This is a genomic window from Pedobacter sp., assembly GCF_041645105.1.
Taxonomy (GTDB): domain Bacteria; phylum Bacteroidota; class Bacteroidia; order Sphingobacteriales; family Sphingobacteriaceae; genus Pedobacter.
Window position 1 is genome coordinate 356,780 of sequence record NZ_JBAZQQ010000004.1, and the last position, 15,713, is coordinate 372,492.

The window sequence follows — 15,713 nt, forward strand, 5'->3', positions numbered from 1 at the left end:
TATAACACTGAAAAGGATTGAATTATGAGAATAATTAAAAATGGCATACTAAATATGCTACTGAGCATGCTATGGGTTATATTATCCTTATCTGGCTTTGCCCAAAATAAGATGGAAGGTGCAAAAGCATTTGATAATGTTCCCGGAACAGTACTAGGTTATAAATCTGGTTCGAGCAGAATTTATCCAGGATCTCCCAGTATATGTATACTACCTAATGGTGATTACATTGCCTCGAATGACTTTTTTGGTCCAAATCCAGAAGCACGAGTGAATGGCAAGTCCCTTACCCGAATATACAGGTCTGATGATGGAGGCGCTAGCTGGACTATTCTTACGGACATTATTGGACAATTTATGTCTAACCTTTTTGTTCATCAGGGTAATCTATATATTCTTGGTTTGAGTGGTAATGAAGGAGATGTAATCATTAGAAAGTCTCTGGATGGAGGCTTAAACTGGACTGTCCCAACAAATGAGGATAATGGATTACTAAAGAGAGGGAAATTCCATACTGCACCAACACCTGTTACATTGTATAGAGGACGGTTATGGAGAGCTATGGAAGATACTGAGGGTTTAATACAAAAATGGCCGAAGAAATTCAGGGCATTTATGTTATCTGCATCGGAAAATGCCGATTTATTAAAGGCAGATAGTTGGCTAAATTCCAATCCTCTTGCTTATGACTCCAGTTATTTGGGGGGGTATTTTTATGGTTGGTTAGAAGGTAATGCTGTTGCTGGCCCAAATGGAGGAATGCTTAACATCCTGAGGGTACATACCTTTGATAAACTAAGAGAAAGAATAGCGATAGTTCGGGTAAATGATTCTGGAACTATATCAACGTTTGATCCTGCAAATGGATTTAAGGATTTCCCAGGTGGTGGTAAAAAGTTTACTATTCGTTTCGATTCTCTTTCAAACAAATATTGGACTTTGTCTAATTATGTCCCAGAAGCTTATCGTGGGATTATTCCTCTGGATCGTGTCCGTAATACATTGGCATTATGCTCTTCAACTGATTTAATGAAATGGAAAGTAGAATCGACTATTCTGCACCATTCTGATACACTAAAGCACGGCTTTCAGTATGTTGATTGGCAATTTGCAGCTGAAGATATTATTGCGGTATCAAGAACTGCTTATGATGATGGAATTGGAGGGGCAAACAGCCACCATAACAACAATTTTTTTACTTTCCACAGAATCAAAAAGTTTAGAAGTATCAATGGAATAAAATAAAATCAAGACAATAAAATCAAATTATATACTGATGAAGAATTACAAGTATTTTATATGGAGTTTACTCATAAGCTCAATAGCTATGGTTTTATCCTGCAAGAAAGTTTTAGCACCTTCTGATCTGAAATATGAAAAGTCCCTGACCAATGATCTGGAAGAGCTTCCTGCTGCAACTATAGGGAGTACTGGCTGGATTAAAGCTATCCAGGGAGTAGATACGATCACTTACGCTACTGTTCGTGCTGCTGATGGAAATGTATGGTTGCAGCAGAACTTAGGTAGCAATCAAGTCGCTACTGCAGTAAATGATACCAGTGCATATGGTGGCTTGTATCAATGGGGCAGGTGGACTGATGGTCATGAAGTAAGGAATCCAGCATCTTTGGTAAACGGGATGCCTTTTAACAATCCTTCGCAATTACCCATCACAAATTCAGGGTCTTATTATTATAATGCTTCTCCAAATACCTGGTGGAATTTGGGAACGGTCGCAAGTAAATGGTTAGCGGCCGACCAAACCCAGGTGAATGCGGACAATGGTTGCGATCCTTGTAGGGCTTTGGGAGATGGCTGGCGCCTCCCTTACAATACGGAATGGATTAGAATTATAGATAGAGAAGAGATCACAAATATCCAAACCGCTTTTACTTCCAATTTAAAATTGCCTGGAGGTGGTCATCGTAATGGTGTTAATGGGGTACTGTTTCGAGTTGGTACACGGGGATATTATTGGAGTAGTAAAGCTTCTGGTAACATTGGACAAGGAGTTGCTACACATTTTTGGGAAACATCTATATTGCCATCGAATAGTGATATAAGAGGCAATGGATTTAGTGTAAGATGTATTAAAGGGCAATCGGGTACGGCCGAAGAAAATGTGCCAGGAGTAATTATTGCTCATTCTCCATCTTATCAGAGGATCTTTATCGGTTCGCCTAGTATTGTTAAATTATCTAATGGCCATTTGATTGCTTCGAATGATTTTTTTGGACCAAATGATGCCGCAAGGCCTGGTGGCAAAGCTTTTACGAGATTATATAAGTCTACTAATGGAGGGATATCCTGGGTACACCTTACTGATATCAGCGGTCAAAATAGTTCTACTCTGTTTAATCACTTGAATTCATTATTTGTGATGGGGATAGATGGCAGTTTGGGAAATGTTGTTATTAGGAAGTCAACTGATGCTGGGCTCACCTGGACCCAACCTACCAGTAGTACTACAGGTATTTTGCTTATAGGGAAACATCATACTGCACCTACTCCAGTTGTGGTAAACAATGGGAGGATCTGGCGCGCAATGGAGGATGAAGGAGGGGCAAATCAGCAATGGGGTAAGCGTTTCAGAGCATTTATGATGTCAGCACCTATTAATGCAGATTTGTTGGATTCTTCAAGTTGGGTAAGTACAAACAAAATGCCTTATGATCCTACTTATGTAAATGGTTATTTCTATGGATGGCTTGAAGGTAATGCAGTAATTAATCCGCAGGGAAAAATGTTAAATGTAATCCGTGTCCATACATTTGACAAATTCAGAGAAAGGTCTGCTCATATTCAGGTCAGTGATGATGGACTGACATCTACTTTTAATGCGACAACTGGGTTTCATGATCTACCAGGTGGAGGAAAGAAATTCAGTATACGTTTTGATAGTCTAAGTAACAAATACTGGACTTTATCTAATCATGTACCTAGTCAGTTTACTGGTAATATTGAGTTAGATAAAATAAGGAATACTTTAGCTCTTTGTTCCAGTACAGATTTGTTAACCTGGACAGTTAATTCAATTGTCATTCAAAATCCTGATATTTACTTACATGGCTATCAGTATGTAGACTGGCAGTTTGATGGACAGGACATTGTTGCAGTGTCCCGAACTTCTCATGATGATAATGAAGGTGGCCCAAATAATTATCACGATGCAAATTATTTAACTTTTCATCGCATTATCGGTTTTCGGAATCTTTAAAAGCAGAAAGTATAAGTAGATAAATAAAGAAATAAGTATGTCATCAAGAAGAGATTTTTTAAAAGCAGGAAGCCTCATGGCTGCGGGATTTATGATCGTACCCAGGCATGTTCTGGGTGGAAGCGGTTATGTTGCACCTAGTGATCGCATTAATCTGGGGTACATTGGGAATGGCAAAATGGCCAGATCATTACTCAAGTCCATAAATAGTTGTCCCGAAACACTTGTGCTTGCCAGCTGCGATGTGGATAGTAAAAAATTAGGACGTTTTGTAAATATGGCAATGGAGGCCAATAAGCAAAAGGTAAAAACAGATGTCAAAGGTTATGGTAATTATAGGGAGCTTTTACAGCGTAAGGATATTGATGCAGTAGTAGTAGCAACTCCTGATCATTGGCATGCTCAGATCACAATAGATGCGGCAAAGGCTGGTAAAGATATCTATTGTGAAAAACCACTTTCATTAACTGTTGGGGAGGGTAGGGCTATGGTTAATGCGGTTAGAAAGTATAAGCGTGTTTTACAAACTGGTAGTATGCAGCGCTCAATGGATAATTTTAGGCATGCAGCAGAGTTGGTTATCAATGGCTATATCGGGCAAGTAAAAGAAGTGAATGTTTCTATTGGAGAACCTGTAAAGGATTGCGATTTACCTTCAATGCCTATACCTGATTACCTGGATTGGGATATGTGGATTGGCCCTTCTCTTTATAGAGGATACAATCCGATTCTTTCTCCACCAATCGAAGAAGACGTTTGGGCATGGTGGAGAGGTTATCGCGGATTTGGTGGAGGCTATATAACCGATTGGGGTGCGCATATGTTTGATATTGTTCAATGGGCATTAGGAATGGATGACTCTGGTCCGGTATCATTTACTCCTCCTTCTACGCCAGGTGCTGTATCTGGTCTTTCGTTTAAGTATGCAAATGGAATAAATGTATATCACAAGGATTGGGGAAAGAAAAATGCGATTCAATTTATAGGATCTGAAGGTACAATTAAAGTTGCGAGAGGTTTTCTAGAAGTAAATCAGCCGAAATTAAAGAATATACAGTTCAGATCCAGTGATATACGCCTTTATAAGAGTCAGCAACATCAACAAGATTGGGTTAATGCGATGAAGAGTAGGAAGGATCCAATTGCCAATGTAGAAGTTGGACATCGAACTGCGAGTGTATGTAACCTTGTCAATATAGCTTATGAACTTCAAAAGCCATTGCTATGGAATCCTAAAAAGGAAGTATTTCTGAATTCGGCATATGGCAATCAAATGTTGTCGAGACCATACCGGGGTAAGTGGGATTATTTATCATTTTAATGCTTAAAGCTGTATCAAGGTAAGCTTAAGATTTTGATGTGACAGCTAGCATCCGGAATCTCAGAAAGCTGATCAGCAAATAGATTATAAATAAATCATAAGGTTAAGCAAAAAGAAAGGGATGTCGCATCCACGACATCCCTGTTTCTAACCAAATATAAACCTGTATGAACGGGTTTTACTTTAAGTTTCCGTAGTATTCTACGAATTTCGCTAATGCAGAAGAATAGCCCCATTCGTTATCATACCATGAAACTACTTTTACGAAGTTGTCATTCAATGAAATACCTGCTTTTGCATCAAAGATTGACGCATGATCATCACCAATAAAATCAGTAGAAACTACATCATCTTCAGTATAACCAAGCACACCTTTAAGTTCACCTTCAGATGCAGCTTTCATAGCAGCTTTGATTTGCTCATAAGTTGCTGGTTTCTCTAAACGTGCAGTTAAATCAACTACAGATACGTCTGCCACAGGAACGCGGAAAGACATACCAGTTAATTTACCTTTTAATTCAGGTAGTACCATTCCTACAGCTTTAGCAGCTCCTGTAGATGAAGGGATAATGTTAGAGAAACCACCACGGCCACCTCTCCAATCTTTAGCCGAAGGACTATCAACTGTTTTTTGAGTTGCAGTTACTGCATGGATTGTGCTCATTAAACCTTCAACAATACCAAAGTTATCATTCAATACTTTAGCGATAGGTGCTAAACAGTTTGTAGTACATGAAGCATTTGAAACAATAGTTTGATCTGCTGTTAATTTATGATGGTTAACACCCATAACATAAGTAGGGATGTCAGCATCTTTCGCAGGAGCAGAGAATACTACTCTTTTAGCACCAGCAGCGATGTGTTTCTCAGCATCTGCACGAGTTAAGAATAAGCCTGTTGACTCAATTACAGTTTCAACACCAACTTCATTCCATTTTAAGTTTGCAGGATCTCTTTCTGCAGTAATGCGGATTGTTTTTCCGTTTATCACTAGATTTCCGTTTTCAACAGCGATAGTGCCATCAAATCTACCATGAGTAGAATCATATTTTAACATATAAGCCATATAATCTGGCTCAACAAGATCATTGATTGCAACGATATCTAATCCTCTTTTTAATGCAGCTCTGAAAACTAGTCTGCCGATACGGCCAAAGCCGTTAATTCCAATTTTGCTCATCTTAAATTATTAATTTGAATAGTAGTTTAGTAAATTATATATAGGTTCCTTGGTTATGGTTGTGATTTCTAATCCTCGTTTTTTTGCTATTCCTCTTAACTCATCCTGAAAACTACCGGCAACAAGACCTACGAAATGTATTTCTTTTCCGGGGTGACGCTTTAAGGTCGGTTGTAGAAATATATCAAAGTAACGTTCAAAAGCATTTTCTATAATCTCCAGGATATATTTATTTGTTCTGTTTTCAAGGAAAAAGTCGAAAAATGAACTTAAGAATTGTTGAGCCATAGGCTTTTTATAGATTCTTTCCAGTATTTGAGGCCTGTCCAGATTATATTTCAGTTCAAAATCCTTTTGTAAATCCGCAGGAAGCTTATTCTGAAGGAAAAGTTTTAAAATCGTTTTTCCAAGATAGGTAGCTGATCCGTCTTCTCCAAATACATAGCCTAATCCAAAATTGTTCTTTTCAGGCTTTTTTCCATCAAAATAAGCACAATTAGCTCCACTTCCCAATATGGCTACAATACCACTGTTGTTGTAGCAAGCAGATATAGATGCACCGTACAGGTCGTCTTTAACTGTAATTTTACTGTATCTGAAAAATATGCCCAGGGTTTCAGCAAGTTCTTTTCTTCTCTCTTCGGACGATGCTCCAGCGGCAAAAACATATATCTTTTTTATGCTCTCTGCATGGTTAATCAACGTTGTTTTTTTGTTTAGATACTGAAGAATTGTTTTCTGATCATTGAAGCAGGGGTTAATTCCCGGCATCGTACATTCAGCAATAGTCTTCCCATCTCTGGCAATTTTCCAGAAGGCAGTTTTAGATCCACTATATACTATTGCTATCATGTTTATATCGATAAAACTTTAGTCATTTCCAATAAATCACTTTCCAGTTTAAAAGTATGTCTTGAAAGTGCTTCTTCTAAAGTGGTTGTTTTTACATCATTACCTCTAAGACCAACCATTTGCATGGTATTCCCTTTTAACAATTCATTAACAGCTGCAAAGCCAAGTCTGCTTCCAAGAATCCTATCAAAGCTACTTGGACTTCCTCCACGTTGAAGGTGGCCTAGTATAGTAACTTTGGTGTCGTAATGATTGAAGCGCTCTTTCACTTTTTTTGCCACATCATAAGCACCACCATCTTTATGACCTTCTGATACAATCACAATGCTGGATGTCTTTTTTGTTGATGCTCCTGATTCCAGTTGAGCGATCAGTTCATTTAAACTGGTCTCTTTTTCCGGTAATAAAACTGCTTCAGCTCCACTTGAAATAGCACTTCTTAAAGCTATACAACCAGAATCACGGCCCATTACTTCTATAAAGAATAATCGATCATGCGAATCTGCTGTATCTCTGATCTTATCTATTGCTTCAATAACGGTATTTATAGCTGTGTCGTATCCCAATGTGAAGTCAGAACCATATAGGTCATTGTCAATTGTTCCCGGTACACCGATTACTTTTATTCCGAATGTTTCTCCAAGTCGTTTTGCACCTGTAAAGGTTCCATCTCCTCCAATAACAACAAGTCCATCTATGTCACGAGCCTGCAGGTTTTTATAAGCAAGTTCCATTCCTTCATCTGTTTTGAAATCAAGGCAACGCGCTGTCTTTAGAATGGTACCTCCCAGATGAATGATATTACTAACCGATCTTGCATCCATCGGATTAATGTTATTACTAATTAATCCCTGATACCCCTGCATTACTCCAAACATATTTATACCATTGTATATTCCGGTTCTGACTACAGCTCTGATGCATGCATTCATTCCGGGAGCATCTCCTCCAGATGTTAATACTGCGATATTTTTGATATTTGGTTTCATCATTTATATTTACGAATATAGCGTGTATTTTTTACACTAAGTAATTTATTTTTTATTTTCCCTTGTTAGTTATAACAAGGTGTATTTATTTGCTTTATTGATTAAAAAATTAACATTTTGTCGGGATGTCGATTTTGTTAATGCTTTAGAGGGGGATGAAATTAATAAAAAAAGCTTGTTTTTGATCTTAATAAATAAGTTTTTTTCAAATAAAGTGCATTTAAAAGCTTTGATAAATATGATGATTTGAATGTCAATATGGTTTGTTGCTAAATTTAACTGACAGTATGCCGGATGTATTAATTACATTCGATAAAATTTGTTTTTTGCAGTCTCAAAAGTTATTTGCATTTTGGTGTCAAATGTGTTTTTTTGAGAAATTTATGCTGTGAAAAGCTGATAAATGCATGGAAATTATAAAAAATTAATGTTTTGAAAGAAGTCTTACCAAAGTTTAATTCCACTTTCTCGATTGATTGTGTTTTGTTCGGATTTGATGAAGGAGAATTGAAAATTCTTTTAATAGAAAGGAACGAGGAACCTTTTAAGGATTGGTGGGCCTTGCCGGGTAATCTGGTTGAAGAGGAAGAAAGTTTAGATCAATCAGCCACAAGAATTCTGCATGAGCTTACAGGTCTGAGTGATATTTATATGGAGCAATATTATACCTTTGGCGATGTAAACCGTCACCCACAAGGTCGCGTAGTAAGTATTGCTTATTTTGCTCTTTTAAGATTAGGGGGAGATAAGGTTGTGAAGCCTATAAGTACTTATGCTAAACAAGCATATTGGCGAAATGTAAAAGATTTACCTAAGCTTGCATTTGACCATCAGCAAATCTTTGAAAAGGGGTTAGAGAAGATCAAAAGACGAATTAAGCATCAACCTATCGCATTTGAGTTATTACCTGAAAAGTTTACTTTAACCCAACTCCAGAATGTTTATGAAGTGATTTCGAATAAGAAGCTGGATAAAAGGAATTTCAGGAAAAAGATGTTAAGTTTTGGCGTTCTAAAGGATTTGAATGAAAAGCAATACGGTGTATCGTTTAGAGCAGCAACACTTTATAAATTTGATAAGCGAAAATACTCTAAGTTGTTTGGTAAAGAGATATCTTTCTAACCAAAACTGTAAGAGCTGGAAATTTTCCTTAAAAACAAATCGGGCTGCATAATGCAGCCCGATTTGTTTTAATATAATTTAGATTACTTTTTTGCGATATGCAAATGGTAATTAACAAGGTCATCTATTGGCGAGCGGATGATTTTTCCGATTCCCATTTCATATCTGTCTGCAACAACACTCAATATGTCCCTAAAGCTATATCCTACAGAACCTACACAGTTTAACTTGTAATCTTTATAATTTGGATAGTGTACGACAAGGTTGTCAAAAAATGCTGTAAATGCATTATCAATAGTACTGAAGGTATAGTCTTCGTAATTGTCTTTAAAGTCGTACAAGAATTTACTGAACCCAGCGCAGAAGCGGTTAGGTAGTGGTCTGTTGTAGATATGATCGAAAATATCTTCGTTTGTCAGTGCATAGTTGTCATAAAAACTTTCTCTAAGGCCTTTAGGCATGTAGCCTTTCATATAGTCACTTAGAATTTTCTTTCCGATATAGCATCCACTTCCTTCATCACCCAGGAAATATCCTAATGAGTCTATGTTAAGTGTAATGTCAGTACCATCATATAAGCATGAGTTTGTGCCTGTTCCTAAAATTGCTGCAAAACCAGGTTGGTCTCCAAGTAAGGCTCTGCAAGAAGCTAAAAGATCGTGACCGATATTGATTTTTGCATTTGGAAATACCTGTTGCATCGCATCAGATACAATTTTTCTGTTAGTCTCTGTAGAGCACCCAGCACCGTAGTAATTTACTTCGGTAAGTTTATCTGTTTCCAAATGTTCAGGAAGAGACTCTTTTAATGACTTTACAATGTAATCAGTTTTGGAAAAGTAAGGGTTATAGCCTTCTGTATTGAAAAGAATTTTTCTACCTGCCTCATTAATTAAACACCAATTGGTTTTGGTTGAACCACCGTCTGCAATAACTATCATCTTAATTCGTTTTTTTCGGGATAAAAGTAAATAATCCTGTTGTTTTCGTATCCGTTTTACTCATAAATTTAATTTTTTTGGTTTTGGTTGTCAAATCGTAATGTGTGTTTAAATAGCAAAAAAAGCAGGTTTTTGCTACTTTTTTGTGTGTTTTTATGTTAGGATATTGTTAAATAAACACTAAGCTAAATTACACTAGTTATTTTAAAATCCAAATTTTAAAATTTAAGGCTATGAAATGAGCTTAAAATGGCGTCATATTAATTAAGTTTTATCATAATATTAACCATAATATGAGCAAGCTTCAGTAATATTGTATTTAGAATTTACAAGACCTAAGTTGACCTCAGAAATGTTATTAATATATTTCTGATAAATATAAAGATAGGATTATATAAAACATGAAGAAAATTCTTATTGCGAACAGGGGAGAGATCGCTTTACGTATTATGCGTTCGGCCAGAGAAATGGGAATAAAAACGGTTGCAGTATATTCAGAAGCAGACAGAGCGTCGTTACACGTTCTTTATGCGGATGAAGCTGTATGCATTGGTCCAGCACCTTCTAATCAATCCTATCTTATTGGAGAGAAAATCATAGAAGCGTGTAAACTCACAGGGGCTGATGCTATTCATCCTGGTTATGGGTTTTTGTCTGAAAATGCAGTTTTTGCAAGACTTGTTAAGGCATCGGGGCTTATTTTAATTGGCCCTACTCCAGAAGCAATGGAGACTATGGGGAATAAGTTGTCTGCAAAAGCAGCGGCATTAAAGTATAAAATCCCTATGGTTCCTGGTACTGAGGAAGCTATCACTGATGTTGAAGATGCAAAACTAAGAGCGGTTGAAGTAGGTTTCCCGATTTTGATTAAAGCTGCAGCTGGTGGTGGTGGTAAAGGGATGAGGGTGGTAGAAAAGGCTGAGGACTTTGAAGAGCAAATGCAGTTGGCTGTAAGTGAAGCCTTATCTGCCTTTGGGGATGGTTCAGTATTTATTGAACGTTATGTAACCTCTCCAAGACATATTGAGATACAGATTTTGGGGGATACACATGGAAATATTATCCATCTTTTTGAAAGAGAATGCTCTGTTCAGCGTAGGCATCAGAAAGTAATTGAAGAGGCTCCCTCTAGTGTTCTGACAACAGAAATACGAGAGAGAATGGGTAAATGTGCAGTTGATGTAGCAAGGTCTGTAAATTATGTTGGTGCAGGTACTGTTGAGTTTATTCTGGATGAAAACCTGGATTTTTTCTTTTTAGAGATGAATACGCGTTTACAGGTTGAACATCCCGTAACGGAGATGATTACTGGGCTTGATCTGGTAAAGGAGCAGATTAAAATTGCTAGAGGCGAAAAGCTATCTTATCGGCAGGAAGATCTGACAATAAATGGGCATGCCATAGAGTTAAGGGTTTATGCGGAAGACCCTGAAAATAATTTCCTTCCTGATATAGGTACATTGCAGACTTACAAAACACCTAAAGGGAATGGAGTAAGAGTGGATGATGGTTTTGAACAAGGGATGGAAATACCTATCTATTATGATCCGATGATTGCCAAATTGATTACATATGGTAAGGACAGAGAAGAAGCATTAGAGCGTATGATTAGGGCTATAGATGAATATGAGATTACAGGAATACAGACTACATTGAGCTTTGGTAAATTTGTAATGCAACATGAAGCATTCCGCTCAGGTAATTTTGATACGCATTTTGTAACTAAATACTTTAATGCAGATAGTTTGAAAATTGACAATGAGGATGAAGCTTTGATAGCTGCAATATTTGGTGCGATTTCTTTTAAAAAACAAGTGACATCTACGAAGTCGGTATTAAATGAACAAATTGAAAGTAACTGGAGAAAAAACAGGGTAAATAAATAAGAAGAGAAGAATGTTTACAGGGATAATTGAAACACTTGGTGAAGTTGAAAATATAATTGCAGAGGGAACGAACCTACATTTTACGATTAAGTCTGATATGAGTAATCAGCTTAAAATAGATCAAAGTGTTGCACATAATGGGGTTTGTTTAACAGTAGTATCATTAACAGAAAACAGTCATACCGTTACAGCAATACAAGAGACTTTGGAAAAAAGTAACATACAGGATTTAAAGTTAGGGAGCAAGGTTAATCTTGAAAGGTGTATGTTAATGAATGGCCGTCTTGATGGACATATTGTGCAAGGACACGTAGATCAGACTGCCATTTGTATTAAAAGGGCTGAATTAGATGGTAGTTGGGAGTATCGTTTTAAGTATGATGCGGGTACGGGAAACGTTACAGTAGAAAAGGGTTCTGTTTGTGTTAACGGAATTAGTCTTACTGTTGTTGGTTCTGAAAGGGATGAGTTCTCAGTTTTTATTATTCCATATACGTTTGAACATACCAATTTACAAGAAGTAAGTGTTGGAGATGCTGTAAATATTGAATTTGATATTATAGGTAAATATGTAGCAAGGTTGACAAATCTTTAATCATCTCCTTTTTAACTCTTCGATTTTGTTTTTGATAAATCCTGCTAATCGGGGTTTTTCGGCTACATTAATAGTTTTAAGGTATTGACCATAGTAATCAATAGCATTCTTCTTATCATTTAGTTTGGTTTCGTAAACAAGAGCGATGTTATAGAGGAGGCTTCCATTGTTTTCAAACTGTAAACCTTTTTTATAAGCCGCATTTGCTTCGGCATTTTTGTTTACGCCTTCAAATGAATCACCTAATAATCCATAATAGCTGGCGATTTTTTGCGATATCCCATAGTTAATTGCTTTTTGTAAATAGGGGATTGCGTTTTTATAATCTTTTACTCCTCTATAACTCATCCCAATGTTATAGGATAATACCTCGCTATCTAATTGCTGACCATCCAATTTTAAGAAATACTTCAAAGCATTTCTGTAGTCAAGCAGAAGGAAGTAGGATTTGGCCAGGTTGTTCAATACAAATGAAGAACTGTCACCATATTTTAACAGTAGCTCGCCGGTCTCCACAGATATTTTATAGTTTTTTGTAGCAATACCAATTGGCATTTTCATTTTTAATAACCTTAGGTTTGTACTGTCGGCTACCAAAGCAGTATCCAAGACCTTCATCGCATCACTAAGGTTTTCCATTTTTAAATATGTTTCACACAAATCAAATGCGATATCAGGATCTATAGGATTTAGCTTGTTTGCTGTATATAGGATTGACATCCTTTTATCCATTGTTTTCCTGTCTTCCCCTCTGTATAATTGTGCTAGACCCTTATAGGCATTGAAGCTGGTCGTGTCATTTCTTATGATCTCCTGGTAATATTCTTTTGCTTTTTCATCATTTCCTCTCCTCACATTAATACTTGCCAGGCTAAATAGAATGGGTAAACTCTTAGGCTGCTGTTCGTATAGTTTTAAATAGTTTTTTTCAGCTTCAGGAAGCTTACCTGCCATAACATATGCATATGCCAATTGTCTTATTTCTTTTGGATTCTGAGTATCTTCATTATAGATATTTTGCAAGTAGTTTGCAGCCTCAACATATTGTTGCGATTGGTAATATTCTAGTAGCTTATCGTTGTCGATTCGTTTAGACTGGGCGATACTATAGTAATATGTACAAAGTATATTTAAAATAAGCAGTAGTCTTTTCATGATAATTAATTTGAAACTAAATTATTAGTTATTGCTGTGCAATGCAAATATATTGAGTATTTACTTTAGCTTCTATTTTTTAGAATCCGATATTATTGAATTTAATTAAAACATAATTTCAAGTCAATTGGTTATTAGGTATAATAATACATTAGAACGTTAATATTAATAAGAGTGATATGGATACTTTAAAGAAGTTTGAGTTAATGGAAAAGATAGTGAGAGAGCTTGAAGATTTACAGCACTCACAACAGGCTATTATTCAGAAGTTAGGAAAAATTGAGGTTGATAACATTGAATTGGGGGATACAAGATTAAATAAAGATCTTCCTGATATGCACCAGCGTGTTTCTGATAACTTAGATACAATAGTGGGAATTCTTGAATACTTTGCAGACAAGACCCAGAATTTTGGTAATAAAAATAACGTCGATGCCTTGAAAGAGCAAGAAGCTATTAAAGGGGTTAACGGGCAATAATGGTTTTTATAAATTTTTTGATATCGGGCCTAAAATCTCATAAATGATTTTAGGCCCGGTTTTTTAGTATTCATTTATAAATTCTGTTCATCAATTGGTAAATACAATTTGAAAGTGGTGCCTCTGTCTCGCTCACTGTATACTTCCATTGTTCCATTATTACGTTCCATAAAATCTCTGCATATCACTAACCCTAAACCTGTCCCTTTTTCATCTTTAGTTCCTCTGGTTGATAAACCTGTGCCGGAGTTGACCGTTTCTAATGCTTCTGCTGACATTCCTTGTCCATTATCTTCAATGCAAATCATCATCTGATGGTTAGATTGAAATGCAGCACTAATAATTATTTCGCAGCCTTCATTGCAGAATTTAATAGAGTTGTTTAATATATTTCTTATCACTATTTGTATCATTAACATATCTCCATAAACAATTTGTCCCGGGAACACATCCTGAAGGATTTTAATATGCTTTATTGTAGCTGATGGCAGGTGATAGTTTACCTCATTGGTAATCAAGTTCCTTAGTTCAAAATGTACTTTGTTTATTCCGTACCCTTTAAGTTGACTTCTAGACCAGTGTAGAATGTTTTCCAGTAAATCTGTTGTGTATAGAATATCTCGACTCAGTTTCGGAGATAGGGTCTTGAATTCATCAGGACTAATCATCCCGGTATTGATCATTTTTAATACTTCTGAGAGATTGACAAGAGGAGCTCTAAGATCGTGGGCTATAATTGAAAAAATCTTATCCTTTAATTGGTTCAGCTTCTTAAGCTCATCAGTTTGTAATTTAGATTTTAATGCGTCTTCTTTTGTTGCTGTTAAATCCTGAAGTTTAATAATAGTTGCTTCGCTATTAAGCTGATGTTGGTTCAGATATTGGATATCTGCTTCAAGATCAGATACTGTACTATGAACCTGTATTCTCATTTCTATTTTTCCTGAGTTGTGGTTTTTTAGAAAGTCCAGGAAGTCGGTTTGTTGTGGAAACAGTGATTCAATATGTGTTCCTATTATTTTACTTCGTAATAAATCAGGTAGATATTGCTTAAAGGAAAGATTATAATCTATAACCCTGTTTTTGCCGTCAAGAACCAGGTAGCCATCCTGAATCAGATCCAGAACTTTTTCTCTGGCAATGGGAAGTATATCGAACAATTTAAATCGATAAATAGCTATGGCTATAAGCATAGTAGCAATAATGAAAGCGAAGGGAGTTAGATCCAGATTGGCAATGGGACGAAAGCCGAGTAAGTAGGCTAAGTTAACTATCCAAGGTATGAGTGCTGCAAAGAAAATGGTATAGTTTTGTCGTTTGTATATGGATTCAGTTTTTACTGTTTTAAGAATCAGAGAGCTGCCTAAGCCAAGCAGTATGTAGAAATAAGCCATGTAGAAGCTATACCAAATACCAGGCTCTATTTTTAATAATGGAAATGGGGTAGTTTGGTCAATACTTATATTTCGGTAGTGCAGATGATGATAACTATTTGTCCATACCAATAATACTGTAACGAATGGCACAATAAGTAATCCATATAAGTTTAATCGGTTTTTATACCAGCTCTCTTTTCCTGAAAGATTAAGGCAAAATAAGAGCCAGCTTACAGGGAGAGTGGTGATGCCAAGGTATTCTATTTTTATGAAAAAGTACATCATGTTTATGGTGGTGCTAGCCAATTCAAAGCCATAGGCTATTGACCAAACAGAGTTTGAGACCATCATAAAACCAAAAAGACGCAATGCTTCACGCTTTTTTTGAAATAGTTGATAAGAAAAGAATAAGGTGATAATGCCGCAAAAAATTAAAGTAGTGGCGTACGAATTAAATATAAAATTCATTCAGATATTCATGATAATAAACTGCGAAAAAGTATGTGGACATTAAAGAGATTATTTAATATAAAACTACGTAATTTACTTTTCAATTGAAAATATTGTTATTTTTACCTTTAGTAAATTAATTAAACATCC

13 protein-coding genes are annotated in these 15,713 nt (G+C 36.2%); 7 read left to right on the forward strand and 6 right to left on the reverse strand.

The genetic code is table 11. The features are described from left to right. Positions 1–24: 24 nt before the first annotated feature. Genes WC623_RS14830 through WC623_RS14840 form a run of 3 tightly spaced genes read left to right on the forward strand, consistent with a single transcriptional unit; the run spans position 25 to position 4,538 of the window. Positions 25–1,245, forward strand: a complete 1,221-nt coding sequence (locus WC623_RS14830; RefSeq protein WP_372852389.1) for an exo-alpha-sialidase — start codon at positions 25–27, stop codon at positions 1,243–1,245. Between the two features lie 31 nt (positions 1,246–1,276). Then, positions 1,277–3,217 (forward strand): hypothetical protein, encoded by a 1,941-nt coding sequence (locus WC623_RS14835; RefSeq protein ID WP_372852391.1) that lies wholly within the window; start codon positions 1,277–1,279, stop codon positions 3,215–3,217. A gap of 37 nt (positions 3,218–3,254) precedes the next feature. Continuing rightward, positions 3,255–4,538: a Gfo/Idh/MocA family protein gene (locus WC623_RS14840; protein WP_372852394.1), complete on the forward strand. Its 1,284-nt coding sequence runs from the start codon at positions 3,255–3,257 to the stop codon at positions 4,536–4,538. Positions 4,539–4,716: 178 nt separating this feature from the next. On the opposite strand, the gene gap is transcribed toward WC623_RS14840, so the two are convergent. Genes gap through pfkA form a run of 3 tightly spaced genes read right to left on the reverse strand, consistent with a single transcriptional unit; the run spans position 4,717 to position 7,559 of the window. After that, on the reverse strand, positions 4,717–5,718 hold the full coding sequence (gene gap / locus WC623_RS14845) for a type I glyceraldehyde-3-phosphate dehydrogenase (protein WP_349785521.1): 1,002 nt from the start codon (positions 5,716–5,718) through the stop codon (positions 4,717–4,719). Positions 5,719–5,727: 9 nt separating this feature from the next. Continuing rightward, the gene (locus WC623_RS14850; protein ID WP_372852397.1) at positions 5,728–6,570 is read right to left on the reverse strand and encodes a hypothetical protein; all 843 of its coding nucleotides are present in this window, start codon (positions 6,568–6,570) and stop codon (positions 5,728–5,730) included. A gap of 2 nt (positions 6,571–6,572) precedes the next feature. Further along, entirely contained in the window at positions 6,573–7,559 is a 987-nt protein-coding gene (gene pfkA, locus WC623_RS14855; protein WP_372852804.1) for a 6-phosphofructokinase, read from the reverse strand. A 432-nt stretch (positions 7,560–7,991) separates the two neighbouring features. Here pfkA and WC623_RS14860 point away from each other — a divergent pair, with 432 nt between their 5' ends. Next, positions 7,992–8,681: an NUDIX domain-containing protein gene (locus WC623_RS14860; protein ID WP_372852399.1), complete on the forward strand. Its 690-nt coding sequence runs from the start codon at positions 7,992–7,994 to the stop codon at positions 8,679–8,681. 83 nt (positions 8,682–8,764) lie between these two features. Here the strand turns inward: WC623_RS14860 and WC623_RS14865 are convergent, their stop codons facing one another. Continuing rightward, positions 8,765–9,622 (reverse strand): N-acetylglucosamine kinase, encoded by an 858-nt coding sequence (locus tag WC623_RS14865; RefSeq protein ID WP_372852401.1) that lies wholly within the window; start codon positions 9,620–9,622, stop codon positions 8,765–8,767. Positions 9,623–10,023: 401 nt separating this feature from the next. On the opposite strand from WC623_RS14865, the gene accC reads away from it, so the two are divergent. Both accC and WC623_RS14875 read left to right on the forward strand, forming a co-directional pair. Then, positions 10,024–11,508, forward strand: a complete 1,485-nt coding sequence (gene accC, locus WC623_RS14870) for an acetyl-CoA carboxylase biotin carboxylase subunit (RefSeq protein ID WP_372852403.1) — start codon at positions 10,024–10,026, stop codon at positions 11,506–11,508. Positions 11,509–11,518: 10 nt separating this feature from the next. After that, a complete protein-coding gene (locus WC623_RS14875; RefSeq protein WP_372852405.1) occupies positions 11,519–12,103 on the forward strand; it encodes a riboflavin synthase in 585 nt (194 codons plus the stop codon). Here the strand turns inward: WC623_RS14875 and WC623_RS14880 are convergent, their stop codons facing one another. Beyond that, a complete protein-coding gene (locus WC623_RS14880) occupies positions 12,104–13,258 on the reverse strand; it encodes a tetratricopeptide repeat protein (RefSeq protein ID WP_372852407.1) in 1,155 nt (384 codons plus the stop codon). A 179-nt stretch (positions 13,259–13,437) separates the two neighbouring features. Here WC623_RS14880 and WC623_RS14885 point away from each other — a divergent pair, with 179 nt between their 5' ends. Continuing rightward, the gene (locus WC623_RS14885; RefSeq protein ID WP_372852409.1) at positions 13,438–13,737 is read left to right on the forward strand and encodes a hypothetical protein; all 300 of its coding nucleotides are present in this window, start codon (positions 13,438–13,440) and stop codon (positions 13,735–13,737) included. A gap of 74 nt (positions 13,738–13,811) precedes the next feature. Here the strand turns inward: WC623_RS14885 and WC623_RS14890 are convergent, their stop codons facing one another. Then, the gene (locus tag WC623_RS14890; RefSeq protein ID WP_372852412.1) at positions 13,812–15,581 is read right to left on the reverse strand and encodes a histidine kinase N-terminal 7TM domain-containing protein; all 1,770 of its coding nucleotides are present in this window, start codon (positions 15,579–15,581) and stop codon (positions 13,812–13,814) included. Positions 15,582–15,713: the final 132 nt, after the last annotated feature.